The organism is Sphingomonas sp. Leaf198, from assembly GCF_001424005.1.
Classification (GTDB): Bacteria; Pseudomonadota; Alphaproteobacteria; order Sphingomonadales; family Sphingomonadaceae; genus Sphingomonas.
This window is the reverse complement of the sequence record NZ_LMPX01000001.1, coordinates 455,713-482,650: the sequence shown is the minus strand read 5'-3', so window position 1 is coordinate 482,650 and position 26,938 is coordinate 455,713. Positions and strand designations below refer to the sequence as shown.

Here is a 26,938-nt window from a genome sequence, read left to right as displayed (position 1 = left end):
CACCGGGTTCACGACCAATACGCCCGCTAACACCACGGCGATATGCCGATCTTCCGCGACAGATCGATTGCTCCGCAGATCGCGCCCGGTCGCTATCCGGGATTACCGGCGCATCGGCGATTCCGGGAAGACGGGCGGTCATCCTGACGACGGTTGCGACCACACCCCGCCAAACGAGCGGCGGGGCGGCCGCATCGCGATCGCCCCGCTCACCGACTAGAAGGTCCCGCGCAGGCCGACCAGGAACTGACGCCCCGGCTTGTATTGCGTGAAAGTCGCGTTCTCGAACTGGAAGTACGACCGCAGCGTCGCGTTCGTGAAGTTCGCCACGTTGACGGTCAGCTGCGGTGCGTTCTTCAGGCCGAAGATCTTGTCGAGATCGAACGACGACGAGAAGTCGTACGTCGTATAGTCCGTACCGAACAACGCCGCTGCCGGAATGCCGTTCTGCGCCGCGCCGCTGTTCTGCGAACCCTCGCGCGAGGTCGTCGACACGCGCAGCATCACGCCGTGCTTCTCGTAATAGCCGGTGATGTTGTAGGTGAACGGCGCCACGCCGAACGCGGTCGCCGGACCATCGCTGCGCTGGTCGACCACCGTCGCATTGGCGTTGAAGCCGAACCCGGTCACGCCGATGTGCTTGGTAATGAAGTCGAGCGGCTGGACCCACTGGAATTCGAGGCCGTTGATCGTCAGCTTGTTGGGCACGTTGACCTGCGACGTGACCTGCACCTGCGCGGCGCTTGGTCCGCCACGCGAGTTGAGCGCGATCTGCTGCGTCGGATTCAGCGTGTCGTAGGTGATCCCGTACTGCGACAGATTCGAGAACGGCACCGTGCTGATGAAGGTGTTGGTGAAGCCCTCGATCGACTTGCGGAACGCGTTGAAGCTGACGACACCCTCGCGGCCGGTATAATATTCGAAGCCGAGGTCGAGATTGGTCGAGAGGTAGGGCTTCAGCGCGGGGTTGCCGATCGTTGCCTGATCCGCCGATGGTGCACCGAAATTGACGCCCGGCAACTGTGCGGACGGATCGGGGCGGGTCATCGTCCGCGAGCCCGCGACGCGGACCACGGCGTGCTCGCTCACGTCGTAGGCGAAGGTGGCCGCAGGCAGCCATTTCGCATATTCGTTGCGCGTCGACACGTTGGTGACGAGGTTCGGATAGCGGCTGCCGTCGGGCAGTGCGGCACCGGTCGCCGTCGTGTTACGCGGGTCGGGCAACGATACCCGCCCGGAGATCGTCTGGATCGTGTTGACGTAGCGCAAGCCGACGTTGAACCGCAGCATGTTGCCGCCCAGTTCCTGCTCGCCGTTCACGGTTGCGAACGCCGACTTCACGACTTCGCGGATCGTGCCGCCGCTTGCCCCGGTGTTGGCAGCACCGGTCTCCGGCGCGTTGTCGTGAAACTGGTCATAGTTGCTGGCGGCCGCGAACTTAGGCCAATCGACCGTAACGAACCCGGCTGGGCCCGGCTTCAGATAGGTCGGCGCTGCCGAGTTGGGGATCAGCGAACCACCATAGGTCACCGGACCTGCCATGCCCGCCGTCGATCCGGTGCCGTAGCCCGGATAGGAGGGATAACCCGCCGGGATCACGCCGGGCGCGTTCAACCCTTCGCAGGGCGGCTGCGAATTGGGCGAGGGGACGAAGATGCTGGGATTGTTGCCGCAGACGGCGTTCTGATACGCCTGGCTGTTGTCGAAGCCCTGGATACGACGCGAAACATCGTCGAACGCGCCACCAACCTTCAGGTTGAGCGCCTTGCCGCCCCAGGTCAGGTCGCCGCGGGCGCCCTTGTTGGTGTTGAGACGACGCTCGTCCTGGATGTTCACGCGGCTGCCCGCGTTCCAGCCGAAATTGGCGGGGTCGTTGAGATCGAGCGCGCTCTGGATCGACGGGACACCGCCGGTATTCGTGTAGGTGACGGTGTTGCCGACGCCCAGCGGCGTGGTCAGGCCCACCGACGGGCTTTCGCGGTGGAACGTCGAGCGTGCGTAATTGCCCTGAAGGTTGAGCTTCAGCGTGTCCGAAATCTCCCACTCGCCGCCGGGATTGACGCTGAACAGTTTGGTCGTCTCGGTATACGGGCGGAATTCGTTGAAGAACTGCGCGTTGGCGAACGTGCCACCGGTGACGACGCAACCGATCGTGCAATCCGCCTTGTCGAACGTCAGGTTGGTCGGGATCACAGCGCCGTTGCGGACGATCCACGCCACGTTCTCACGGATCAGGTCGTTCTTCTTGTAGCCGTACAGCCCGTCGACATAAAGGTGCAGCGTGTCGGTCGGCTGCCACTCGGCGCTGACGATCGCGTTGAACCGATCACGCGGACCACGGATGCTGGTCGAGCGGCCGAGACGCGGCAGCAGCGCGTTGTCGATCTGCTGGATCGATGCGCCCGGGTTGTTCGCGAGCAGGAACGCGCTGTTGATCGGCGTCCCCGCTACCAGACCCGCACCGGCGCCGGTCGGTACCACCGCGGGAATCGTCCAGTTGCCGCCACCGGTCGTGTTGCACCCCGATGTCGCGCCGCACTGCGCGGCGGTCAGCGCGGGATTGGTATAGCCAATCGTTTCGAACCCGCGGGTGTCGGTGAACAGCCGCTGCGCCGAGACGCCGGCGAGGATACCGAACTTGTCGTTGCGCCAGCTGCCGATTAGCGAGCCACGCGCACCGATCCGATCCTCAGGCGACTGCTTGGTGCCCTGGACGTTATACGCGAGGAACGAGGTCGCGCGATCGAACGGCCGTGCCGAACGAAGGTCGATATTGCCGGCCGCGCCGCCTTCGAGAAGGTCGGCGGTGTAGCTCTTGTTGACCGTCAGCTTGGTGAACAGGTCGGTCGGGAAGAAGCTCAGATCGACCGAGCGATCGGTGCCCTGCGCATCGGTCGCGCCCGACGACGCCACCGCGATCGTCGCGCCGTTGAGCGTCACGTTCGTGAAGTTCGACCCCAGCCCGCGGATCGCGACGTTGGTGCCCTCACCCGTCACGTCGCGCGTGATCGTGATGCCGGGAATGCGATTGAAGGATTCGGCGATGTTCGTATCGGGAAACTTGCCGATATCCTCCGCGAAGATCGAATCGGTAAACCCGGTCGCCGCACGCTTGGCGTTGGTCGACTTGGCGAGACTGGAGCGATAGCCAGTGACGACGATATCGGCGCTGTTCGCTGCATCGATCGCGCCCGGAGTCTGATCGGAACCCGGCAGGGTCGCGGCCGGCGCGGGCGCCGATGCCGGGGCAACAGGCTCTGCTGCGGCCGGCGCTGCGCCTTGCGCTGCGGGCGGCGACGGATCCTGCGTCGGCGGTATGGTCTGCGCTGCGGCCATGGTCGCGGACACTGCGGCCATCGTCGTCGCGCCCAGCAACGCCGCGCGCGTCAGACGCGATACCATTTTAAAAGGGGTCATGATCAGAATCCTCTCTGAAGCCTCGCCGACGTTGCGGCGAGAACGCGTTTATGGTCGGTGGAAGTCTGGACGCGCGTCAGTCGGCGCGGAGCGTCGATTGCTCCGGCGTGCTGATTGCAGCAAATGAAGCGCGAAACCCATCCAACCCCCGATCATGCCTGTCTTGAGCAGGCTATTGATAGCGGTACCTTTAGGTCGACTGGTGACCGAGTCAAGGCCCACCGGCATGGCCAATCCGGACGCGCAGGCGGCCGGGCGGGGAGATAATCGAAAAAATATTGCGCTTCTGTATGACCAATTCGCGGAGTGACCCCAGCGTCAGTCACGCTGCTTCCCGTCACCGCCCTTCTTCGCCGATGGCGCTGGCGAGCATGAAAAATGAAAAGGTACCGCTCCCGCGGCCTAAGCCCCCGCTAACCTTCGAGTAGCGCGGATTGCGGAACGTCATTCATCGGTGGGGTAAATCGTCGCTGCCAGCTTTGACATCCCGCCGAATACCAATACTCTGACAAAAAATCGATTTGGAGAGAGATGTTGGCGGATGGATGTTGCACGGGCAGGTCCCGTCGAGATTTTCTCGTGGGGACAGGGACGGCGGCGCTGACGGGGGGAGCGCTGCTGGCCGCTACACGGTCCGCCGTCGCAGCTCCGGCACCGATCTCGGCGTCAGGACCGGCAGCGACGGTGATGCCGTTCGATCTCGGCGACGTCACATTGGGCGACGGTCCCTTCCTGCAGGCACAGCGCAAGACCGAGGCGTATCTGCTGACGTTGCAGCCGGACCGGATGCTCCACAATTTTCGCGTGAATGCAGGGCTCAAGCCCAAGGCGCCCGTCTATGGCGGATGGGAATCCGATCCGACCTGGGCGGACATCAACTGCCACGGCCATACGCTCGGCCATTACCTGTCCGCGTGTGCGCTCGCGTACCGGTCGACGGGCAATGCTGCGTACAAGCGCCGGGTCGACTATATCGCGCGCGAACTGGCTGCGTGTCAGAAGGCGGCGGACAGCGGCTTGATCTGTGCATTCCCCGACGGGGCGAAACTGGTCGCGGCGCATCTTCGCGGCGAGCCGATCACGGGCGTACCCTGGTATACCCTGCACAAGGTCTATGCCGGGCTGCGTGACGGGGCGGTGCTGGCGGACAGCGCAGCATCACGCGCGGTGCTGCTGAAATTTACCGATTGGGCGGTGATCGCGACGCGTCCGCTGAGCGACGCGCAGTTCGAGAAGATGCTCGAAACCGAGCATGGCGGCATGAGCGAGGTCTTCGCCGACCTGTTCGCGATGACCGGCAACGCCGACTACAAGGCGACGGCGGAGCGGTTCGCGCAGAAGGCGATCATGGCGCCGCTCGCCAAGCGCCGCGACATGCTCGACGGGATGCACGCCAACACGCAACTGCCCAAGATCATCGGCTATCAACGGGTGTGGGAGATCACCGGCAACCCCGACTACCATGTCGCGGCCGCGTTCTTCTGGCAGACGGTGGCGCGGACCCGGTCGTTCGCCTCCGGCGGGCACGGCGACAACGAACACTTCTTCCCGATGGCCGATTTCGCGGACCACGTCTTCTCGGCCAAGGGGTCCGAGACCTGCTGCCAGCACAACATGCTGAAGCTGACGCGGGCGCTGTTCCTGCACGATCCGCAGGCAGGCTATGCCGATTATTACGAGCGCACGCTCTACAACGGCATCCTCGCGTCGCAGGATCCCGACAGCGGGATGGCGACCTATTTCCAGGGCGCACGCCCCGGCTACATGAAGCTGTATCACACTCCGGAGCACTCGTTCTGGTGCTGCACCGGCACTGGCATGGAGAACCACGTCAAATACCGCGATTCGATCTATTTCCACGATGCCGACGTCCTCTACGTGAACCTCTTCCTGCCGTCGTCGGTGCGGTGGCGCGACAAGGACGCGGTCGTCACGCAGACCACGAATTTCCCCGAGACACCGACCACGACGTTGCGCTGGAGTTCGAAGCGCCCGACCAGCGCGACGCTGAAACTGCGGCATCCGCACTGGAGCGACACCGCGGTCGTGCTGGTCAACGGCGTCGAGACCGCGCGATCGACCATGCCCGGCAGCTATGTCGACGTCGCGCGGACGTGGCGCGACGGCGACCGGATCGAACTGCAACTGACGATGGAAGTCGCGGTCCAACGTGCGCCCGCCGCACCCGACATCGTCGCCTTCACCTACGGCCCGCTGGTACTCGCGGGTGCACTCGGGCGCGAAGGACTGGCGCCGGGATCGGACATCATCGTCAGCGAACGCAAATACGGCGAGTATAACGCCGCGCCGTTCACCGCGCCCGACCTAGCCGGCGATCCCGACACGCTCGCTGCGACGGTAAAGCCCGGCTCGAGCCCGCTCGAGTTCACGACGGTATCGGCCGAGGGGCAGCCGATCCGCTTGATCCCGTATCACCGGATCGCACACGAGCGGTACGCGACCTATTGGAAGGTCGCGCGCGGGGCGGCCTGACGCGCCAACCGGCATCGCGGCGGTTCGGTGTTCGATTCGGTTCGCGCGTCGCCGCTTGCGGGTTGAGGTGGACGCGGTAAGCATGGCGACACCTTGCCGTCTGCCGGAGCTTTCGATGCGCCTGACCCTTGCCGTTGCCCTTCTCGCCGCCACGTCGCCCGCCTCCGCCCAGACGCTGCATCAATATGGCGGTCTGGCGTTGTCAGCGGCGGGCGATCGGATGGCGACGATCGAGGGCAATGGCGGTCACAATGTCGTGACGATCCGCGCCGCCGCCGATGGCCATGTGGTGCGGACGATCGATCCGTGCCCGACATGCAGCTATGCCGGACTGACGTTCGCCCCGAACGGCGATCTGGTGTTCCTCGCCCGCGATACCACCGCAGGTACGGTGCGCCTCACCTATGCCGATGCAAAGACGACGCGCACCATCGCGACGATCGGCGGCATCGCGCAGACCCCGCGGGTATCGCCCGACGGCAAGCGGATCGCGTTGCTGGTGACGCTGGGCGCCGCCAAGGAATCGGGCGCGACGCAGGCGGGCGTGCGGATGATCGGCGAGATCGGCGAGAAGAACGACGAGCAACGCCTCGCCGTGTTCGACATCACGCGCACCAACGAGGCGGTAAAGCCGCTGTCGCCGGCCGGCCGCTATGTCTACGAATATGACTGGACGCCCGACGGACGCGGCTTCGTCGCGACCACCGCGCTCGGCAATGGCGACAATAACTGGTGGGTCGCGACTCTCGATGCGATCGATGCGCAGAGCGGCGCGGTGCGGTCGATCGCCAAGCCGGGGATGCAGATCAACCAGCCGCGCGTTTCGCCGGACGGGCGGACGGTCGCCTATATCGGGGGGCTGATGAGCGACTTCGGATCGATCGGCGGCGACGTCTACACGGTCGGGCTCGGCGGCGGGACACCGCGCAACATCACGCAAGGTGCCAAGTCCACCGTGACGACGATCGACTGGACCCGAGCGGGCCTGCGCGTCGTCACGCTCGCGGGCGACCAGGTCCAGTTTGGCACGCTGACACCCGGCCAGCCGGTCATCCCCGGCTTCGCGAAACCCGTGAGTACAGCCGCAGGCGACGGTCGCGCTGCGTTTTCCGCGGATGGCCGGATCGCCGCCGCGGTGGTGCAGGACTACGAACGCGCGCCGGCGATCTTTGCGGGCTCGATCGTCGCCCCCGGTGCCGGGGTGAAGCAGGTCACGCATGACAACGACTCCGCCCCAGCCCTCGCTGCCGCGCGCAGCATCAGCTGGAAGAACGACGGCTACGACGTGCAGGGCTGGCTGCTCGCCCCCCGCGTCGCACCGACCGGCAAGGCGCCGATGATCACGATCGTCCACGGCGGTCCGTCGGCGGCGTCCACGCCGAACTATCTGTACCCGACCTCGCTCAACGCGGCGCTGGTGAAGGCCGGCTATTACGTGTTCCTGCCCAATCCGCGCGGCAGCTACGGCCAGGGCGAGGCGTTCACCGCCGCCAACAAGCGCGATTTCGGCGGCGGCGATCTGCGCGATATCCTTGCGGGCATCGACGCGGTCGAGCGTGTCGCACCCGTCGACGACAAGCGCCTTGGTCTGGGCGGGTGCAGCTATGGCGGGTTCATGGCGATGTGGGCGAATACGCAGACCGATCGCTTCAAGGGCATCGTCGCGGGCGCCGGGCTGTCGAACTGGGTCAGTTATTACGGCACCAACGGCATCGACCAGTGGCTGCTGCCGTTCTTCGGCAAATCGATGTACGACGACATGAAGGCGTATGAGGACGTCTCGGCGATCTACCAGGCCAAGCGCGCGAAGACGCCGACCTTCATCTATGTCGGCGAGCGCGACATCGAGGTGCCGCCGACGCAGTCGATCGAATGGTGGCACGCGCTGAAGGACCGCAACGTGCCGGTCAGCCTGGTGATCTACCCCGATGCCGGGCATTGCGTGACCGGGCCCGAACAGTCGGCGGACGTGCGCCAGCGCGCGATCGCGTGGTTCGACCGCTATGTGAAGGCCGCGCGCTAGAGGCTTCGGGGGAGGATTTGGGACGGCTCGACATTCATTGTTTGCGCGCGCCGATCCTAAATTCATTCCGTCACCCCGGATTGGTTCGGCGCTTATCCGGATCGCATGTATAAACCTTGTTTCCCCGCGAAGGCGGGGACCCAGACTGGGCTCCCGCCTTCGCGGGAGAACAAGGCAGCGGGAGTGGCTGGGTTGGACAGCGCGTCCATGCCGGAGCGGCCTACTGGACCCGAAGTAAGCTGTCCCGCACGCTAGATTGTATTGAATTTACGCCACCGTAAATACCGGAACCCGCCGGGCATGACGGAAGATGAGCGGATCTCGCGCATCACACCGATTGTCGGTCACCCCTAGTCCGCCACGCCCCGCACGCGGGTTCGCCGGACTCAAGGCACGGTCGTCGCGTGGATCGGCAGCAGCGCGGCGCCGATCGTCGCGGCGGCGCCTTCGAGCGTAGACACCGAGATTCTCGGCGGCGTGGCGACGTGATCGCCGATGTGCATCGCCGCGAAATCGATATGCTCGACCAGCGCGGTCAGGATGCGATTGGGCAACGGGCTGGAAATCACGAACTCACCGGGGTCGATCCAGGCGATGCCCCAGTTGACGATCACCGCGATCTGGCTGGCGGCGCGGCGCACCCAGCGATCGACGACGTCCTCGTACCCCGCGATCGCCGCGTCGAAATCGACCAGCGAATGGATCGCGCACCCCGCCGCGCGCAGCGTCACCAGCAGATCGAGCGTCGATGGTCGCGCGTCGGTACTGGGATAGAGGCAGCCGATCTCGCCCGCGCTCGCCATCGCGCCCCGCAGGATACGCCCTTCGATGATGACGCCGGCACCGATCCCGTGGCCGAGCAGGATCACCACCGCGGTCGAACAGCGCCGCATCAGGCCGCCGATATAATATTCCGCCAGCGCCGCAGCGTTGGCGTCGTTCTCGATCCAGACCGGGTGGCCGATATGCTCCTCGAACAGCGCCTTGAGATCGATGCCGCGCCAGACCGCCAGGCTGTCCACCGTCCAGCGCTTGTTCCCCTCGGGCGACGTCGAAGATCCGGGGACGCCGATCCCGACCCCCAGAAGCCGCCGGCCCAACAGGCGGTTCGCGATCGCCAGCTCGTGCATCGTCGCGGTCACGCACGCGGCGAACACGCGCGGGTCGGGATCGTCGAACGGTTGCGAGCTGTGCGCGATCACGCCGCCGGCATAATCGACCAGCGCCACCTCGATCAGCCCACGGTGCAGCATCGCGCCGACCGCATAGCCCGCCTGCGGCGATATCCGCAGCGGGACGGCCGGGCGCCCTGGCGTGACGGCATCCGCGGTCGCGCACTCCTCGATCAGGCCATGCGCCAGCAGGTTGCTCGACAGCCGGGTAAGCTTCGATGCGCTCATGGCGAGATCGACCGCCAGCTGCTTGCGCGACCGGGAGCCCGTCGATCGCAGAACCTGCATGATCCGGCGCTCGTCGTCGTCCAGCCTGAGCCTCATGTGTGACACCTCCGCACCCTTTTCCCGACAATCGGCTACACCATTAGTTTATTTCGTGAAATTAATTAAAATTGTCACATTGCGCGCCCAGCGGCAGCGTCAGGACACAGGGTGGGAACCAATTGATGACGAAGACTCGCTTGCGCGGTGGCTGCGCGCTGATCGCACTCGGCATGATGGCGTACACGCCGGCCTGGGCCCAATCCGCTTCGACGACGCCTGCACCGACGACCGCGTCGACCGACTACGCGTCCGCAACGCAGGCCCCGTCCGCACCTGCACCGGACGCGACGACGCCCGAGACCGGCAGCGATATCATCGTCACCGGCTCCGCGCGCCAGCAGCGCCGCTTCGACGTATCCTACGCGGTAAATTCGCTCAGCAACGCCGACATCCAGAAGCTCGCACCGATCAACTTCGCCGACCTGCTCGGCAAACTGCCTGGGTTCGCGGTCGAGAATACCGGCGGCGAGGTCCAGAACATCATCCGCCTGCGCGGCCTGCCGAGCGACGGCGGCCTGGTCACGTTCCAGCAGGACGGCCTGCCGCTGTTCCACGAGAATGACGGCAATTTCTTCCGCGGCGACAGCATCAACCGGTTCGACCTGATGACGCAGCGCGTCGAGGTCGTGCGTGGCGGCCCTGCCCCGGTCTATGCGAGCTATGCCGCCGCGATCGTCAACAACATCACCGTGTCGGGCACCGATACGACGCGCGGCAAGGCGCAGGTCACGCTCGGCGACACCGGCCTCTACCGCCTCGACGCGTATCAAGCGGGGCCGATCGACGATTCGACCTATTACGCGATCGGCGGGTTCATCCGTCATCACGACGGCTACCGCGACAACGGCTTCCCCAATGATCGCGGAGGCCAGATCCGCGGCAATATCAAACACGACTTCAGCAACGGTTCGCTGCGGATCTCGGGCAATTACCTGAACGACCACAACGTGTTCTACCTGCCGATCCCCACCGCCGACCCGCGCGATCCGACCAAGTCGCTCAACCAGTATATCGACTTCTTCAGCGGCACGATGAACTCGCCCGCGTTGCGCAACGCCGATATCCGCTTCCGCGAGGCCGACGGCACGACGCGCAACGTCAATGCCGATCTCGGCAATGGTCGCCACACGCAGTTCGGCAATGTTGGGGTGCAGTACGACGCGGATTACGACGGCTGGAAAGTCGCGGCAAAGGGCGGCGTCAGCGTCGGCAAGCTGCATTTCGACGCGCTCTATTCGACCAGCAACCCGTCGGACGCCAACGCCTTTGCCGCCAGCAACCTGACTGCGGCAAGGACAGCATTCGGCGCGGGCGTGACGCGACTCGGATACGCAATCGCCGGCACCAACGGCGCCGAGGTCTATGATCCAAACGCCGCGTCCGGGCTCGTCGTGCCGGCGCAGTTCCGGGACGTCGTCTCGAAATATTATTCGACGCAGGGCGATCTCAGCGTCACCCGCTCGATCACGACCGGGTTCGGCACGCATGACCTGCGCGTCGGCGTGTATGGCAGCCTGTACGGGGAAACCAACGAGGTCGCGTATCAGGACTATCTGCTCGAGGTGAAGGGCAAGCCGCGCACGCTCGACCTTATCGCCTACAACGCCGCGGGCCAAGCGGTCGGTTCGATCACCGACAACGGCGTGCTGCGCTATACGACCACGCTCAACCGCGGCAACACCGACGCCTCGATGTACGCGCTCTACGCCAACGACACGTGGGAACTGGTCAAGGGCCTGACGCTGGACGGCGGCATCCGCCATGAGCGCTACAGCTTCAAGGGCTCTGCGTTCGCGACGACGTCCGCCAATCTCGGCGACCCGAACACGCTGGCCGACAATGCGGTGCGCGCGTTCACCGGCCAGATCATCAACTCCAAGCTGAGCCCGAGCATCACCAACTGGACGGGCGGCGTCAACTACGACGTCACGCAGCATCTCGGCGCCTATGCGCGCGCCTCGCATCTCGAAACGCCGCCATCGACGCAGGTGACGTATCAGATCAATCCGACGATCATCACCTCGAAGGCGAACCAGTACGAGGTCGGGCTGAAGGCGGCATTCGGCCGGTCGTACCTATACCTGATCGGCTTCTACACGCGTTACAATCCGCTCAATGCATCGTTCGTCGCGCTCGACCCGGTGACCGGCCGCAACGACCAGTCGGTGCCGTTCATCGGCAAGGCCGAGATCAAGGGCATCGAGATCGACGGCAACCTCGCGCTGCCGCACGGCTTTGCGCTGACGGGTGCGCTGACGATCAGCGATCCGCAGTATAAGAGCCTGACCAACGCCAATGGCGCAAGCGCCGGCGCCGTCGAAGGCAACCAGATCGTCCGGGAGCCCAAGGTCTATGGCAACATCCGCCCGTCGGTCGACTTCGACGTCGCGGGCAATTCGGTGCAAATCTACGGCCGCTACGAATATACCGGCAAACGCTATGTCGACTTCTTCAACAACACCGCGCTGCCCTCGTACCAGACGGTCGGTGCGGGTATGACGCTGACCCACGACACGTGGCAGATGCAGGTGGTCGGCGACAATCTGTTCAACGCGAAGGGCCTGACCGAAGGCAATACCCGCACCGACCAGCTGAGCGGCCAGGGCACCGCTGACGCGATCTATGGCCGCCCGATCTTCGGCCGCAACGTCCGCCTCGTGGTCAGCAAGTCCTGGTGACGGGGCTGCGTATCGTATTGGCGGCGCTGGCGATGACGGCGGCCGCCCCGGTGTGGGCCGAGACTGCCGCTCCGGTAGCGGTGACGGATACCGTCGCCGATGGCCTGTCACAGCGGCTGTTCCCGATGCTAAGCGCGCTCGGCCGGTTGCCGGGCCTCGACACGCGGGCGCGGGCGGCGCGGATTGCCGCGTGTGGCGACGGTCCCGCGTGCGTGGTCGAGGCCATGATGTGGAGCGATCAGGACCGGACGGCGGTCGCGGCAGCGGTGGCGCGGCTGGGGAAGACCGGCGTGCGAAAGAATGCGGACCTGTCGGTGGCGGCGGGGGTCGACCAGGAGCTGGAAGCGCTGAACGTCGTCCTGCGGGTTTACGGACTGGGGCTGCCGGGACGCTATCCGAAGATCGACGGGCCGGTCTTTGCGACCGACACGCCTTTCTTTACCGACAGCGTGAAGGTCGCGATCGATACCGCGCGGGCGGCATCGCAGGCGCGGCCTGACACGATCGCCGCGAGCGTGCGGCTGGCGGTAGCGCTGCTCGACGCCAACGATGCGACCGCGGCGACGCGGTTCGACCCGCTCGACCAGCGCGAGAATGCGGGCGCGCAAGCGGTGGCGACGCGGACGAACTGGAGCGCGTACCGCTACTCGCTGCTGATCGTCCCCGGCGTCGGCCCCGAGGATAGCGCGACGGTGCTGAGCCCCCGCAGCAAGCTCCACGCGCTGCTCGCCGCGCAACGCTATCGCCAGGGTCTCGCACCGTTCATCCTGGTTTCGGGCAGCGCGGTCCACCCGCGCGGCACGCGGTTCGTCGAGGCGGTCGAGATCCGCCGCGCGCTGGTCGAGCGCTACGGCATCCCCGCCGACCGTGTGATCCTGGAGCCATATGCGCGGCATACGACGACCAACCTGCGCAACGCGACGCGGCGGATGGTCGCGCTCGGCATCCCGCTCGACCGACCGACGCTGATCGTGACCGACGCCGAGCAGAGCAAGTATATCGAGAGCCAGACGTTCACCGACCGCAATCGCGCGGAGCTTGGGTATCTGCCGGGTGCGGTGGGCCGGCGGCTGTCGGTGTACGATCTCGAATTCCGGCCGTCGCGGCTATCGCTGCGCCAGGATCCGCGCGATCCTCTCGATCCATGAGCAATTCTTTCGGGCGGTCAGTCTCCGTCAACACCCGCGGCACCACCCCGGCGAAGGCCGGGGCCCAATTGGGGGACGGCTGTAACAGAGAACCGCGCTCCATTACGCCGACCTTTCCAATTGGGCCCCGGCCTTCGCCGGGGTGGTCTAGGAAAGGGTGGCTGAGATACCCGCTCCTCCTCGGCCTTCTCCTCACCCCCACTACCCTCACCGCACAAGAAACCCCCGCAGACCTCGTCGACCCGTTCGTCGGCACGCTCGCCGACTTCGGCCAACTCTCCCCCGCCGCCGTCGCGCCATTCGGAATGATGCAACTCGGCCCCGACACCAGCCCGGCCAACCACGCGGGCTACGACCACGCGGCAACCACGGTCCTCGGCTTTTCGCATACCCGCGGCGTCGGGGTAGGCTGTGGCGGTGCGGGCGGCGACCTGATGGTCTCGCTGCGCTATGCTGGCAGCACGGGCGCCGCGCTGATCGACAAGGCGAGCGAGACGGCACGCGCCGGGACGTACCGCGTCCGCTACGACCGCGGCATCCTCGCCGAGATGGCGGCGACGCGCGGCGCAGGCGTGCTGCGTTTCACCCTGCCCCGCGCCGGTGCGGTCGATCTGCGGATCGACCCACGACACAGCTATTCGAAGCGGCTGGCAGCCAATTGGGCGAGCCTCGCCAGCGACGACCTCCGCACCGATCTGGTCGCGGGCACGGTCTGCGATCAGGGCGCCTATCACCTCCACACCGCCAGCCGGATCCTCGTCAACGGACGGCCGATCCACCAGACGCTGACCACCGGCGCGGGCGATCTAGCGACGCTCCACCTCACGGCCAAGGCCGGCGATGCGATCGAGATCCGCACCGGGCTTTCCACCGTCGACGGACGCGGCGCGGCATCGGTGCGCGAGACCGAACTCGGCGACCGCCCGCTTGCCACCGTCGCAGGCGAAACGCGCACTGCCTGGAACCGCATCCTCAGCCGCGTCACGCTGAGCGGCGCTCGAGACCAGCGCGCGCTGTTCTACACGTCGCTCTACCGCGTCATGGAAACCCCGGTCGCGATCGACGATCTCGACGGGCGCCACCGCGACAAGGACGGCACGATCCAGACCTCGCCGAAGGGCCGGACGCGCTACGCGAACTGGTCGCTATGGGACAATTACCGCACCCAGATGCCGTTGCTTGCGTTGCTCCAGCCCGAGCGCAGCGCCGATATCGCGCAGTCGCTGGTCGCACTCTACGCGGGCGGCAAGGCGCAATGGTCGACCCCGCACGAGCCGTTCCTGACGGTCCGCACCGAGCATGCCGGGATCGCGCTGCTCGACATGCATCGCAAGGGCATCGCGTTCGACGCGCACGCCGCGCTGGCGGGGATGGCTGCCGACAGCGACACGCTCAAGCGCGGCACGCCGGACGAACAGATCGAGGCGGCCTATGACGATTGGGCGACCGCCGAACTCGCGCGCGATCTCGGCCGCACCGACCTCGCGCGGACTTTCACCGCCAAGGCGCAAAGCTACCGCCCGATGTGGCGATCGGTGTTCCAGATACCGGGCGCGGACGGCGACGTCGTCAAGGCGCGCGGGCTGTATCAGGGCACGTTGTGGCAATATCGCTGGGCGCCGATCTTCGACCTGCCCTGGATGACCGCGACGGTCGGGCGCGAGCGGCTGCTCGGCGAACTGCATCATTTCTTCGATGCCGGGTTGTTCAACATGACCAACGAGCCCGACATCCAGGTGCCGTGGATGTTCGCCGCGCTCGGCCAGCCGCAGGCCACCGCCGACCTGATCCACACGATCCTGACCAAGCCGATCGCGCATCCCTATACCAACAGCGGCAAGCTGCCGGTGCCGTTCGTCGGTCGCAGCTTCGCGCTATCGCCGCAGGGGTTTGCCGACGGGATGGACGACGATGCCGGCGGGATGACCGCGTGGTACGTGTTCGCGACGCTCGGCCTCTATCCGCTGGTCCCGGGCGAGCCGTGGTACGTGGTCACGACCCCTGCGTTCGATCGCGCGCAGATCGATCTCGGCAACGGACGCAGATTGACGATCCGCCGCGACGGACCGGCGGACGGCACGATCGCACGCGCTAACCTGAACGGACGCTCACTGCCCGACTTCCGCGTCGACCATACCGCGTTGCTACGCGGCGGCACCCTCGCGATCACGACCCGCGCACGAGACGGACGAATTGTCCCGCAACTGCAAGACATCGGCGTTAAAGTCCCGGGCGATGGACACCGCCGCCCCCGCTAGACCGGATATCCCCGGCGATCGCACCCCGGTGCGACGCGTACAGATGCTCGGCTATGCCAGCGGCAATTTCGGCAAGAACGTCCTCGCCTCGACGATGGACTTCTTCCTGCTGTTCATCCTCACCGAGCGTTGGGGCATATCGCCCGCGGCGGCCGGGCTGGTGGTGATGACCGGCCTCGTCTGGGACGGCGTCTGCGATCCGCTGCTCGGTCGGCTGGTCGATCGGTCCGCCGATCGACTCGGCGCCTATCGTCGCATGCTGTTCGTCGGCGCACCGGTCGTCGGCATCTTCTTCGCGATCTTCTTCCTGCGGCCGGGTGCGCCGGGATCGCTCGGGCAACACGCGATCATGCTGTGGGCGATCACGATCGTGCTGCTGTTCCGCAGCGCCTATTCGGTCTGCGACGTCGCGCACAACGCGCTGATGATGCAGCTGACCCGGACGCCGGGCGCCGCGACGACGGTGTCCGGTCTGCGCTACATGTTCAGCTGCTGCGGTACGCTGGCGGTGGCGTATTGCGCGCCGGCGTTCGTCGATCCGGATCGCGACGGCGGCCACGCGCTGGCCATCGTCGCGGGTCTTGCCGCAGTCGCCTATGTCGTCACGCTGTGGCTGTCGGCCGCCGCCGCGCCCCGGTCGATGGCGGTGAGCGCGCACGCGCAGAACGGATCGTTCGCGTGGATCGTCGGCAACCGGCCGCTGCTCATGCTGCTCGCGCTGGCGTTGGCGCAGGCGCTGACGTTGCCGGTCCTGGCGCGATCGGTCGCCTATATCGGCAAGGGCGTGATCCACGACGCGGGCTGGACGGGCCATGCGCTGGCGACGTTGGCACTGGCGCAGCTCGTCACGCTGCCGGGCTGGATGGCGCTCGCCCGCCGCCGCGAACGCCGCGTGGTGCTCCGGTTCGCGCTGGTCGCGATTGCGATCGGCCTCGGCATATTCGCCGCAGGGCCGGCGACGATGATCGCGGGTATCGCGGTGTTCGGGGCGGGCAATGCCGGGTTGCAGATGATGATCTGGATTCTGCTCGCCGATGCGGTCGATCATGGCGAGCGCCGCACCGGCGTCCGGCTTGAGGGGTTGCCGGTCGCGTTGCTGCTGCTGACGTTGAAGGTCGGCGGCGGCCTAAGCGGCGCGTTGCTCGGTCGCGGGCTGTCGGCGATCGGCTGGACCGTCGGACAGCCGCTGGTTCAGGAAAGCCGCGACCTCCTGTTGACGATGGCGTGGTCGATTCCGCTGGTCGGCGCACTGGCGGGGCTCGCCATCGTGCTCGGGTCGACACCCGCGCGGCTCAACCGCCCCGCAGCAATCGCATGACGAGCGCCCGAATGCGGCCCTGATTCTCCTTCGTCGCGCCCAATGCGCCATGCCGCTCTGGCGGCAGGAACGCGAGCGGATGACCGTCGGGACGAAAGACGTAGTGATCGAACCACGCGCGCCACGCTGCGCGCTCGGCCGGCGGACGCTCGGCGATCGCGGTGAGCGCGAGCAGCATCGCGGTATAGGGTTGGTCCGGGCCGGCCGCGAACCCGTCCCACCAGAAATTGACGAGGACGTTGACGTCGCCCGTCGCCTCGACCTGGTGCCACCAGAGCTTCGGCACGTACAGCGCGTCGCCCGGCTCCAGATCGAACACGCGCGCGCGGTGTCTGGCCTGCTCGAAGCGGGGGAAGCGCCGGTCGCCCGGCGCGCTGCCGACCGCCAGCGCGATCGGCTGGCCCGCCAGCGTATGATCGATCGGCCCGACATAGAGATCGCCGATCGCGTCGGGCGGAAACAGCGTGAAGCGGCGTCGCCCGGCCGCGACGCACGCGACATTGTCCATCGTGTCGTAATGGCAGGCGACGGTCGAGGCATGGCCGATCCAGATCCGCGGCAGCACCTCGGGCGGGACGAACGGCAGCCGGGTCATCTGCTCGACGCCGGGAAAGAACGTCTCCGCGGTGAGCGAGCCCATATACATGCTGGCGTGCCCCGGCTCGCCCGCGGTGTCGAGTATCCGCATCAGCGCGTCGCGAAACGGCATCGTCGACCGGGTGAAGTTGAAGCCCGCCATCGTCGCGTCGTAATGATAGCGCGCACCGATCGCGGGTTCGCCGACGAAGACCTCGGCGGAGGCCCCCGTCTCCAGCCGCAGCAACTGGTCGGCGACTCCCTGCACCCCGTCCCCCGCCAGCAGCGGCCACGCGCGCGCCGCGCCCCGCATCAGCACCGGCTGGCCCGGCGTCATGACCTGCGCGCGAAACCGCTCGGGATCGGTCAGCGCCTCGGCGAGCGTATCGCTCACGCGCGTCCGTCCGACAGTCGCGCATTGCGGATCCGGCCAAGCGTGCGGATATGGCGAAGCGAGCCGGTCTGCGCATAGGCGAGTTGCAGATCGCCTGCGCGGAAGAGGTCGATCACCGCCGCATCGGGCAAGGCGTGGAGCGCGTCGAGACTGATCGTGTACAGTCCGTCGAGCCGCAGCCGGTTGCCGTCGTCGAAATCGAGCGTGACGTCGATGGGCTCCAACAGGCCGTGCCCCAGGAACCGCTTGATCGCGTCATCGGTCGCCGGGATGCCTTCCTGCAGCGTATGCAGCGCCTGCTGCACGCGCTTCAATGCCAGCGTTGGCTCTCCATCACTGTCGAACACTGCCTCACCCCGAGCGCCCGCGAAGACGGAATGCTCGCGGTCGATCACAATCTGGCCGTCGTTGACGAAGAACCCCTGGCGTTCGAGATCGGCAGGGCGGTAGTCCGGAAGCGCACCGTCGACCGTCAGCAGGTTGTCGCCCGGCTCCAGTCCCATCACTACCCCGGCATAAAACGCCCCGGTCTCGGGATGCTTGGTAAACAGGATCGGGTAATAGGGCGCGGCGCGCGGAAACTCGTCCGCGACGATCTGCGCGAAATGCCACGTTGCGTCGCAGGCGCGCGACACCCGCAGCGCCGCATGCTGTCCGCGGTTCAACATTTCCCATGTCGGCATCCGATCCTCCTGCGCGCGCGACTTTGGTTCGCGCATCTGCGGTCCGAACTCGCACACCCGAATACCCTTGCAAAGGGCCTTCGCATTCACTCCTACAAGAGCTTGCAATGGTTGCGACTTGGCGTATTGTGAGCGCTACCGTGATGGTGTGGCTAGGGCATCCGACTCCACGCATCGCGCAAGATATTGCCGGATAGCCCCTCGATAAGGGGCACGCGGCGTCGTTGAGGGGATGTTGAAATGACTCTGGATACCCGTTCGATACTCGGCGACCGCGGACGTGCGCGTCGGGCCCGTACGCTGGCGTGCGCGAGCAGCATGGCCGCGCTCGCTTGGGCATCGCCCGCGCTGGCGCAGGACCAGACCAATCTTCAGAATGCGACGACCGATCGCCCTGCCGCCGTGCAGCCTGCCGTACCCGCCACTGCTAACACGACGACTGCGACCGAAGCGGGCCAGCCGCAGGATCTCGCGACCGCGCAGGACGCATCGCAGGGTAACACCACGGGCGACGACATCGTCGTGGTCGGTCTGCGTGGATCGCTCCAGCGCAACCTCGACCTCAAGCGCACTTCGTCGGGCATTGTCGACGTCATCTCTGCCGAAGACATCGGCAAGTTCCCCGACTCGAACGTCGCCGCCTCGCTCCAGCGCCTGCCGGGCGTCTCGATCCAGCGCTCGGGATCGCGCGGCGAACCGACCGGGATCACGGTTCGCGGCTTCGGCGGCGATTTCAACACGACGCTGTACGACGGCCGCCGCATCTCGACCGCCACCGGCGGCCGGCAGATCGACTTCAGCACCGTCGGCGTCGATTTCATCGGCCAGCTTAGCGTGCTCAAGACCCCCGACGTCTCGCTAGCGTCGAGCTCGATCGGCGCGACCGTCAACATCGCCTTCCCGAATCCCTTCGACCACCCCGGTTTCCGCGTCGCGACAACCGCGTCGGGCTCGATCCAGGATCGCGCGAGCAGGATCGTGCCGACCGGCGGTCTGCTGGTCAGCACCACCACCGCCGACGGCAAGTTCGGCGTGTTGGCGGACGTGATCTACACCCGTCGTGATACCGATACCAATCGCGTCTATGTGTCGGGTTGGCCCGGTGGCAACTTTGCGGGCTGCCAGCTCGCGGGCGGCGCCGGCGCGTGCACGCCGACCAGCGACCCGAAGTCCGCGGCCTATGCCAACCCGGCCAACCGCCAGAACATCCCCGGCTGGTTCCCGCAGCAATATGGCGCCGAGCAGCAGCGCGTGCAGGACGAGCGCATCGATGCGCGCATCTCGCTGCAATATCATCCGTCCGACGATCTGATGGTGACGCTCGACAACAATTTCTCGCGCCAGACCATCAAGCAGGAGAATTACGCGTTCGGCGTCTGGTTCAACCAGGGCGATCTGCGCAATGTGACGCTCGACAAGAACGGTACCGCGACCGACTTTACGCAGGTCGGCACGCCAACCGACTTCACCGCCGCGCTCAACAAGCAGATCCTGCAGACCAACCAGACCGGCCTCAACGTCAAGTACGACGCGACCGAGAACCTCACGCTCGAAGCCGATGGCGCCTATGCCAAGAGCTGGCTGAACCCGGGCAACGTGATCGGTAGCCGCAACGGCGACATCGGGTATGGCGGTAATCTGGGCAATACGCTGCGCTTCAACGTCGATGGCGACAGCAAGAATTCCTTCCCGTCGATCAGCAATTTCGGTCCCGCCGGCGATGCCGCGAACTGGGCCAATCCCGCGCTGATCGGCTCGCACGTTACGGTCAACCAGACGCAGCACAATACCGATCAGCTGTTCCAGTTTCGTGGCAACGCCACCTGGAAGCAGGATAATCTGACGCTGAAGGCGGGTGGCCAATATTACCAGGACACCTTCAACTTCCGCAACCAGAGCACCTTCACGAACAATTTCTGGCAGGCCTATGCGGGCTATGGCGGGCCGTCGGGTCGCGATACCGGGATCTCGCCGCTGCCGGCCAATCTGTACAAGGGCTCGGTCAGCCTCAACAACTTCATCCCGGGGTTCAACGGCAGCCTGCCGCCGTCGGTCTTCGTGTTCAGCCCGGTCGCGTATCAGAATTACCTGAGCAGCCTCGGCAATCCGCAGACGCAGAACATCCCGGGCTATAACTATGCCGGCGTGAACGGCTTCACCGGCGCATTCGACGAAGCGGTCGATCCGGGCAGCGTCCTGCGCGTCCAAGAAAAGACGTGGTCGCTCTATGTCAGCGCCAACTTCAAGACCGAGGTCGGCGGCCTGCCGTTCACCTTCAACGCGGGCGTCCGCAACGAGGTAACTAATCTCAATGCGACTGGTCAGGGACGACTGCCGACCTCGATCGTCACGAGCGCGGCGGATCCGACGCTGCTGAGTATCCCGACCTACACCGAGATCCAGGCGGTCAATAACAAGAGCTCATATTCCTACCTGTTGCCGAGCGTCGACATGAAGCTCGAGTTGACCGACAAGCTGGTACTGCGGGCGGATGCGTCGCGAACGCTGACCCGTCCGGCGCTCAACCTGCTGACGCCGGTCCTCAACGTCGGCAACGGCCAGCGCGTCGGAGCCTTGTCGGCGGCGGGCGGCAACCCGAACTTGAAACCGTATCTCGCGGACAATTTCGATCTGGGCGCGGAATGGTATTATCGCCGCAACTCGTATCTGTCGGTCAACTTCTTCCTGAAGAACGTCAGCAACTTCATCATCGGCGGCGTGACGCGGCAGACGATCAACGGGGTGGTCGATCCGACCACCGGCCAACCCGCATCGTTCGCGGTATCGCAGCAGGTCAACGGTCCCGACGCGACGGTTCGCGGCGTCGAGCTGGCGTGGCAGCAGGTCTTCGGCGACACCGGCTTCGGCTTCCAGGCCAACGCGACGTTCGTGAACACCAACCGTCCGTACGACGACAAGAACATCACCCAGTCGGGCTTTGCGGTGACGGGGCTTGCCAATTCGGCGAACTTCGTCGGCTTCTACGACAAGAGCGGTTTCCAGTTCCGTGCGGCGGCCAACTGGCGCGACAAGTATCTCCTCCAGTTCGGGCAGAACCAGAATACCGGTTCGTTCGGGGCAGAGCCGACCTTCGTCAACCAGAGCTTCCAGGTCGATCTGACGAGCAGCTACGACATCACCAAGAACTTCAGCATTTTCGGTGAGGCGCTGAACGTCAACAACAACCAGCAGAGCACGCATGGTCGCTACAGCAACCAGCTGCTCGACGTGTTCGATTACGGTCGCCGCTACACACTGGGCGCGCGCTTCCGCTTCTGAGCTCTCCCCCCTGGCGGAGCATGACGATGTTGTGCTCCGCCATTTTTCGAATACGCTGACCCATGCACCAGATCAGAAATATCGTCATCGTCGGAGGGGGTACGGCCGGCTGGCTGACCGCGGGCGTGCTCGCCGCGCGGCACAAGGGCCAGCGCGAGCACGGCTTCACCGTGACGTTGGTCGAGTCCCCCAACATCCCGACCATCGGCGTCGGCGAGGGCACGTGGCCGACGCTGCGCGCCACGCTGCGCAAGATGGGCGTGTCGGAAACCGAGCTATTCCGCCACTGCAACGCGGCGTTCAAACAGGGCGCGCGGTTCAACCGCTGGACCACCGGCGCGGTCGACGACGGCTATTACCACCCGCTGATGCTGCCACAGCAGTTCGGCTCGCTGAACCTCGCCCCGCACTGGCTCGCCGAGGACGGCCACGACAGCTTCTGCGACGCGGTCACGCCGCAAGGTCGGATCTGCGACGAGGGCCTTGCTCCCAAGACGATGGCGACGCCCGAATTCGACGGAGTCGCGAACTACGCCTATCATCTCGACGCGGGTAAATTTTCGCACTTCCTGCAACGCCATTGCTGCGACACGCTCGGCGTCCGGCACGTGCTGGCCGACGTGACCGAGGTCATCCTCGACGAGACCGGTGATATCGCACGCGTCGAGACCGCGCAGGGCGTGTCGATCAAGGGCGACCTGTTCATCGACTGCACCGGGTTTGCCGCCAAGCTGATCGGCGAAGCGATGGGCGTGCCGTTCCGCAGCTGCACCGACACGCTGTTCTGCGACACCGCGCTCGCCGTGCAACTGCCGTACGAGCGCCCCGACGATCCGATCGCCAGTCACACCATTTCCACCGCGCAATCGGCCGGCTGGATCTGGGATATCGGCCTGCCGCACCGCCGCGGCGTCGGGCATGTCTTCTCCAGCAGCCATATCGACGTCGACGCCGCCGAACGCGAACTGCGCGCGTATATCGGTCCGGCAGGAAAAGACCTGCCCGTCCGGAAACTCTCGATCCGCGCCGGCCACCGCGAAACATTCTGGAAGGGCAATTGCGTCGCGGTCGGGCTCGCCGCCGGGTTCCTCGAACCACTCGAGGCGTCGGCGATCGTGCTGATCGAGCTATCCGCCAAGATGATCGCCGAGCAGATGCCCGTCTGTCGCGAGGTGATGGACGTCGTCGCCAACCGCTTCAACGCGACGACGACCTATCGCTGGGGCCGGATCATCGATTTCCTCAAGCTGCACTATACGCTGACCAAACGCACCGACACCGACTTCTGGCGCGACAATGTCCGGCCCGAGTCGATCCCCGACCGGCTGCGCGGGCTGATGGAGCTCTGGCAATATCAGTCGCCGTGGATCCATGACGAGTTCGACCGCGCCGAGGAGGTCTTCCCGTCGGCCAGCTATCAATATGTCCTGTACGGCATGGGTGCGCGTACCGCGGTGATGCCCGGCACGATCGAGGCGGACGCCGAACTGGCACGGCGTGCTCGGCGCGAAAACCACGTCCAGACGCAGCGCATGATGAGCAGCCTTCCCGGTCACCGCGACCTGATCGACCGCATCGTCAAGCACGGGCTCCAGCCGATCTGAGCCTCCCCGTCGATCCCTGTTCGATCCGAACCCCAAGGAAAACGATCCGATGAAGACCGCCCTGCGCCTCGCGCTCTACGCCGCTATTGCCGGTGCGGCCTCCCCGGCCTTGGCCGCGCCGCGTCTCGATGGTGTGCTCGGCGATCATGCGGTGATCCAGCGCGGCCAGCCGATCGTGCTGAGCGGCGATGCGGCGGCGGGCGAGACGATCCTGATCGCGCTCGCCGGTCGCACCGTGACGACGAAGGCGGGGCGCGACGGCCGGTTCGAGGCGCGCCTCCCCGCGTTGCCCGCCGGCGGCCCCTACGACCTGACGATCGCGGCAAATAGCGGTGCCGCGGTGGTGCGCGATATCCTGATCGGCGACGTCTTCCTGTGCTCGGGCCAGAGCAACATGGAGCTGGCGGTCGAGAACGCGCAGACGCTGTTCCCCGACGCGCATCCGGCGGTCGACGATCAGCTGCGGCTGTTGACCGTGGCCAAGGTCTCGGCGGCGAGCCCCGTCGCGCGCTTCGCCGAGCAACCGCACTGGGCTGCGGCCGGGCCGGCAACCGTACCGACCTTCTCCGCCGCCTGTTTCTACATGGTGCAGGCGCTCCGCCGCATCGCCAAGGTGCCGATCGGCGCGATCCATTCGAGCTGGGGCGGATCGCGGATCAGCGCGTGGCTGAGCGACTCCGCGTTGCGCAAGGCAGGCCTCGGCGCCGAGGCTGATCTACTAGCCTTGTACGCGCGCGATCCCGCTGCCGCCGACCGCAAGGCATCGACGATCTGGGAAAGCTGGTGGCGCGCCGGGTCGGGCGACGCGGTGGGCCGCGAACCGTGGCAGCCGGCAGCCGCGCTCGACTGGAAGCCGGTGCCGGCGATGACCAATTTCGAGACCTGGGGCGTGCCCGAACTCGCCGATTACAACGGCATGATCTGGTATCAGCGGACGGTCGAGGTCACCGCGGCACAGGCCCGGGGCCCGGCGATCCTGTCGCTCGGCACGATCGACGATGCCGACCGGACCTGGGTCAACGGCCAGGGCGTCGGTGGCAGCAGCCTCGCCAGCAAGGCGCGCGTCTACACGCTGCCGATCGGCACGCTGAAACCCGGCAGCAACGTCATCACCGTCAACGACGACGACGTCTACGCGTTCGGCGGCATGACCGGCCCGGCCGAGGCGATGCGCGTGACCTTCGCCGACGGCAGCAGCGCCGCACTCGGCAGCGGCTGGCGCTATGCGATCGCCAAGCGGCTCGATGGAGCGGCACCGCGCGTGCCGTGGGACGACATCAACGGCGACGGCACGCTGTACAACGCGATGATCGCGCCGCTGGCGTCGACCAAGCTTGCCGGCATCGCCTGGTATCAGGGGGAGTCGGACACCGGCATCCCCGGCTACGACCGCCGCCTTACCGCGCTGATCGCGGACTGGCGCACGCGGTTCGGCACGCCCGAAACCGGCTTCGGGATCGTCCAGCTCGCGAACTACGGCAAGCCGACCAGCGCGCCGAGCGACAGCGGCTGGGGCTATGTCCGCGATGCGCAGCGCCGCGTCGCCGCCGCCGACCGCCATGCCGGGATCGCGGTCGCGCTCGACATCGGCGATGCGCTCGACATCCATCCCGGCGAGAAGCACGAGGTCGGCCAACGCCTCGCGAAGGTCATGCGGTCGGCGGTCTATGGCGCGCCCGGCGGTCCGTCGGGTCCCGCCATCGCCGCGGCCGAGGCCGGCGCCGATGGCGGCATCACGCTGCGCTTCGGCGATGTGGCCGGCGCGCTCCACGCCCGCGGTGCGAACCAGGCGATCGGGTTCGAACTGTGCGACACCGCGCCGGGCACCTGCCGCTATGCCGCGGGCAGCGTCGCCGGCACCACGGTGACGCTGCCGGGCGACGGCAAGCCCGTCACCCGGGTCCGCTATGCCTGGGCGGATGCGCCATCGGTGAACCTGTCCGACGACGTGATGCTGCCGGTCGGCACGTTCGAGATACCCGTCGCGCCGCGGCGATGATTACCGCGGGGGCGCGTTGCGGAACTTGAATCTCGCTTGGGGTTCGAGCGCGCTCAGCGTGAACGAGTCGACGTCGAGCCAGCCCTTGCTTGGGCTCGACGCGTAGCAGAACAGCGCGAACTGCTCGCCCTGGAACGTCCCCGTCCGCCACGCGAAGGCGAGCGGGAAGTCGCCGCCGACACCGGTCCAGCGGCGGCCGTCGAGGCTATACGCAACGCGGGCTCGATCGATCGTGAAATCCATCTCCGTGCGCAACCATAGCGCGCGGCCAGCGCCGATCACGCTGCTGCCGCGCGTTGCGGTGCGCGCGCCGTCGACGGTGTCTTCGGTCACCTCCATACCCACCGAGGCCGTACCGCCCGCGTCGCGCTCGATCGTCAGGTTGCCACTATATTGCCCCAGCGTCCCGAACCCGCATCGGTCGCCCGGCGCGAGATGACCGATATCCAGCTTCACCTCGGCGCGGCTCGCAGGCCCCTGCCCTTTCTGCGTCAGCGTGTTGCGCGCCGACCAGAAGCGTGGCGCGACCGTCGGTTTCAGCCGCAACCAGCCCGGCCGCGCGGTCAGCGACCACCGGCTCGGGTCCGGATTATGGTTCCACTGCCATTGCAGGCCGAGACGCGGACCCGCGAAATTGTCGGAGGTCGCGGGCTCGGCGAACGGCAACCCCGCGATCGGCTTTTGCGCGAGCCGCGGTACGCGTCCGGGCGCGTCCGGGGTGCCCCACACCGGCCAGTCGTCGCGCCAGAATACCGGGCTGAGATTGGTCATCCGGCCGACCGCGCCGCTATCCTCCATGACGAACCCGAACCACCGGCCATCGGGCAGGTCGACCAGCGCGCCCTGATGCCCGCCGGTCGTGTCGTCGATCTGGTCGCGCGTCTCCCACGGTCCGAACAGGCTGCGCGACCGCGATACGGTCAGCCCGAGACGCGGCGGCAACGCGTTGAACAGGTAGTAATAGGCGCCGCGGCGGATGATCTTCGAGCCCTCCGCGCCCTTGATGTAATGGATTTTCCGCGCGTCGGTGACGTGCGCCAGATCCTTGTCGAGCGTGAGCAGCGTGATCGTGCCATCGGCGGTCGAGGCGGTGGCGACATACGCGCGCCCGTCGGGCTCGATGAACAGCCCCGGATCGAACGCCTCGCGCTCCAGTTCGCGATAGCGCCACGGCCCGCGTACGTCCTTGGCGTACCAGATCCGCGTCTTCTGCCCGACCGGCGTATTGGCGAGATAATAGGTGCCCGCGTGATAGCGCAACGACGAGGCATAGAGCCCATGCCGATACGCATTGCCACCCTTCAGGTCATATTCGGGCTTCCCCTCGAGCCGATCGACGAGATGCGAGGCTAGCGTCCAGTTGACCAGATCGCGGCTGTGCAGGATCGTGATCCCCGGCACGTTGGCGAACGTCGTCGTCGCGAAATAATAGTCGCGGCCGACGCGAATGATGTCAGGATCGGGATAGTCGGCGAACAGCACGGGATTGCGGAACGTGCCGTTCCCCTGATCCGACCGCCAGACCTGCGCCGACGCTGGTATCGCCAGCAGCGCGAGCGCCGCGATCAA

The 26,938-nt window shown here is 66.3% G+C and carries 14 protein-coding genes; 9 read left to right on the top strand and 5 right to left on the bottom strand.

All coding sequences use genetic code 11. The annotated features are described in order from the left end of the window. Positions 1-216 precede the first annotated feature (216 nt). Positions 217-3,417, bottom strand: coding sequence for a TonB-dependent receptor (locus tag ASG20_RS02145; protein ID WP_056047889.1), 3,201 nt, complete (start codon positions 3,415-3,417; stop codon positions 217-219). A 531-nt stretch (positions 3,418-3,948) separates the two neighbouring features. On the opposite strand from ASG20_RS02145, the gene ASG20_RS02140 reads away from it, so the two are divergent. Further along, on the top strand, positions 3,949-5,910 hold the full coding sequence (locus tag ASG20_RS02140) for a glycoside hydrolase family 127 protein (protein WP_056047886.1): 1,962 nt from the start codon (positions 3,949-3,951) through the stop codon (positions 5,908-5,910). Between the two features lie 115 nt (positions 5,911-6,025). Continuing rightward, positions 6,026-7,933 carry a S9 family peptidase gene (locus tag ASG20_RS02135; protein WP_056047882.1) on the top strand — a complete coding sequence of 636 codons (1,908 nt, stop codon included), beginning with the start codon at positions 6,026-6,028 and terminating at the stop codon, positions 7,931-7,933. A gap of 386 nt (positions 7,934-8,319) precedes the next feature. Here the strand turns inward: ASG20_RS02135 and ASG20_RS02130 are convergent, their stop codons facing one another. Further along, positions 8,320-9,429, bottom strand: a complete 1,110-nt coding sequence (locus ASG20_RS02130; RefSeq protein ID WP_056047879.1) for an ROK family transcriptional regulator — start codon at positions 9,427-9,429, stop codon at positions 8,320-8,322. Positions 9,430-9,554: 125 nt separating this feature from the next. Between ASG20_RS02130 and ASG20_RS02125 the strand changes: the two genes are divergently transcribed. From ASG20_RS02125 to ASG20_RS02110, 4 genes are all read left to right on the top strand, one after another. Then, on the top strand, positions 9,555-12,110 hold the full coding sequence (locus ASG20_RS02125; RefSeq protein WP_082470695.1) for a TonB-dependent receptor: 2,556 nt from the start codon (positions 9,555-9,557) through the stop codon (positions 12,108-12,110). Then, a complete protein-coding gene (locus ASG20_RS02120; protein ID WP_201780660.1) occupies positions 12,107-13,258 on the top strand; it encodes a YdcF family protein in 1,152 nt (383 codons plus the stop codon). Before ASG20_RS02125 ends, ASG20_RS02120 begins: the two co-directional genes overlap by 4 nt. 119 nt (positions 13,259-13,377) lie before the next feature. After that, positions 13,378-15,516 (top strand): glycoside hydrolase domain-containing protein, encoded by a 2,139-nt coding sequence (locus ASG20_RS02115; protein WP_443025888.1) that lies wholly within the window; start codon positions 13,378-13,380, stop codon positions 15,514-15,516. After that, a complete protein-coding gene (locus ASG20_RS02110) occupies positions 15,494-16,834 on the top strand; it encodes an MFS transporter (RefSeq protein ID WP_082470693.1) in 1,341 nt (446 codons plus the stop codon). The genes ASG20_RS02115 and ASG20_RS02110 overlap by 23 nt, the downstream gene beginning before the upstream one ends. Here ASG20_RS02110 and ASG20_RS02105 read toward each other — a convergent pair. Then, complete coding sequence (locus tag ASG20_RS02105; RefSeq protein WP_056047873.1) at positions 16,809-17,804, bottom strand: cupin-like domain-containing protein; 996 nt, start codon at positions 17,802-17,804, stop codon at positions 16,809-16,811. The genes ASG20_RS02110 and ASG20_RS02105 overlap by 26 nt on opposite strands. Continuing rightward, entirely contained in the window at positions 17,801-18,523 is a 723-nt protein-coding gene (locus tag ASG20_RS02100) for a SapC family protein (protein ID WP_231420339.1), read from the bottom strand. The genes ASG20_RS02105 and ASG20_RS02100 overlap by 4 nt, the downstream gene beginning before the upstream one ends. A 204-nt stretch (positions 18,524-18,727) precedes the next feature. Here ASG20_RS02100 and ASG20_RS02095 point away from each other — a divergent pair, with 204 nt between their 5' ends. From ASG20_RS02095 to ASG20_RS02085, 3 genes are all read left to right on the top strand, one after another. Further along, on the top strand, positions 18,728-21,766 hold the full coding sequence (locus tag ASG20_RS02095) for a TonB-dependent receptor (protein WP_056047869.1): 3,039 nt from the start codon (positions 18,728-18,730) through the stop codon (positions 21,764-21,766). A 62-nt stretch (positions 21,767-21,828) separates the two neighbouring features. Beyond that, positions 21,829-23,370, top strand: coding sequence for a tryptophan halogenase family protein (locus ASG20_RS02090; protein WP_056047867.1), 1,542 nt, complete (start codon positions 21,829-21,831; stop codon positions 23,368-23,370). A 49-nt stretch (positions 23,371-23,419) separates the two neighbouring features. Further along, on the top strand, positions 23,420-25,369 hold the full coding sequence (locus tag ASG20_RS02085; RefSeq protein ID WP_056047865.1) for a sialate O-acetylesterase: 1,950 nt from the start codon (positions 23,420-23,422) through the stop codon (positions 25,367-25,369). Here ASG20_RS02085 and ASG20_RS02080 read toward each other — a convergent pair whose 3' ends face one another. Continuing rightward, a complete protein-coding gene (locus ASG20_RS02080; protein ID WP_231420340.1) occupies positions 25,370-26,938 on the bottom strand; it encodes a glycoside hydrolase family 43 protein in 1,569 nt (522 codons plus the stop codon).

What these genes read in the sequence shown, in the direction of transcription:
- ASG20_RS02130 (WP_056047879.1), bottom strand. Translation starts at nt 9,429, where the DNA reads ATGAGGCTCAGGCTGGACGACGACGAGCGCCGGATCATGCAGGTTCTG.
- ASG20_RS02145 (WP_056047889.1), bottom strand. Translation starts at nt 3,417, where the DNA reads ATGACCCCTTTTAAAATGGTATCGCGTCTGACGCGCGCGGCGTTGCTG.
- ASG20_RS02085 (WP_056047865.1), top strand. Translation starts at nt 23,420, where the DNA reads ATGAAGACCGCCCTGCGCCTCGCGCTCTACGCCGCTATTGCCGGTGCG.
- ASG20_RS02125 (WP_082470695.1), top strand. Translation starts at nt 9,555, where the DNA reads ATGACGAAGACTCGCTTGCGCGGTGGCTGCGCGCTGATCGCACTCGGC.
- ASG20_RS02100 (WP_231420339.1), bottom strand. Translation starts at nt 18,523, where the DNA reads ATGCGCGAACCAAAGTCGCGCGCGCAGGAGGATCGGATGCCGACATGG.
- ASG20_RS02095 (WP_056047869.1), top strand. Translation starts at nt 18,728, where the DNA reads ATGACTCTGGATACCCGTTCGATACTCGGCGACCGCGGACGTGCGCGT.
- ASG20_RS02140 (WP_056047886.1), top strand. Translation starts at nt 3,949, where the DNA reads ATGTTGGCGGATGGATGTTGCACGGGCAGGTCCCGTCGAGATTTTCTC.
- ASG20_RS02135 (WP_056047882.1), top strand. Translation starts at nt 6,026, where the DNA reads ATGCGCCTGACCCTTGCCGTTGCCCTTCTCGCCGCCACGTCGCCCGCC.
- ASG20_RS02110 (WP_082470693.1), top strand. Translation starts at nt 15,494, where the DNA reads ATGGACACCGCCGCCCCCGCTAGACCGGATATCCCCGGCGATCGCACC.
- ASG20_RS02090 (WP_056047867.1), top strand. Translation starts at nt 21,829, where the DNA reads ATGCACCAGATCAGAAATATCGTCATCGTCGGAGGGGGTACGGCCGGC.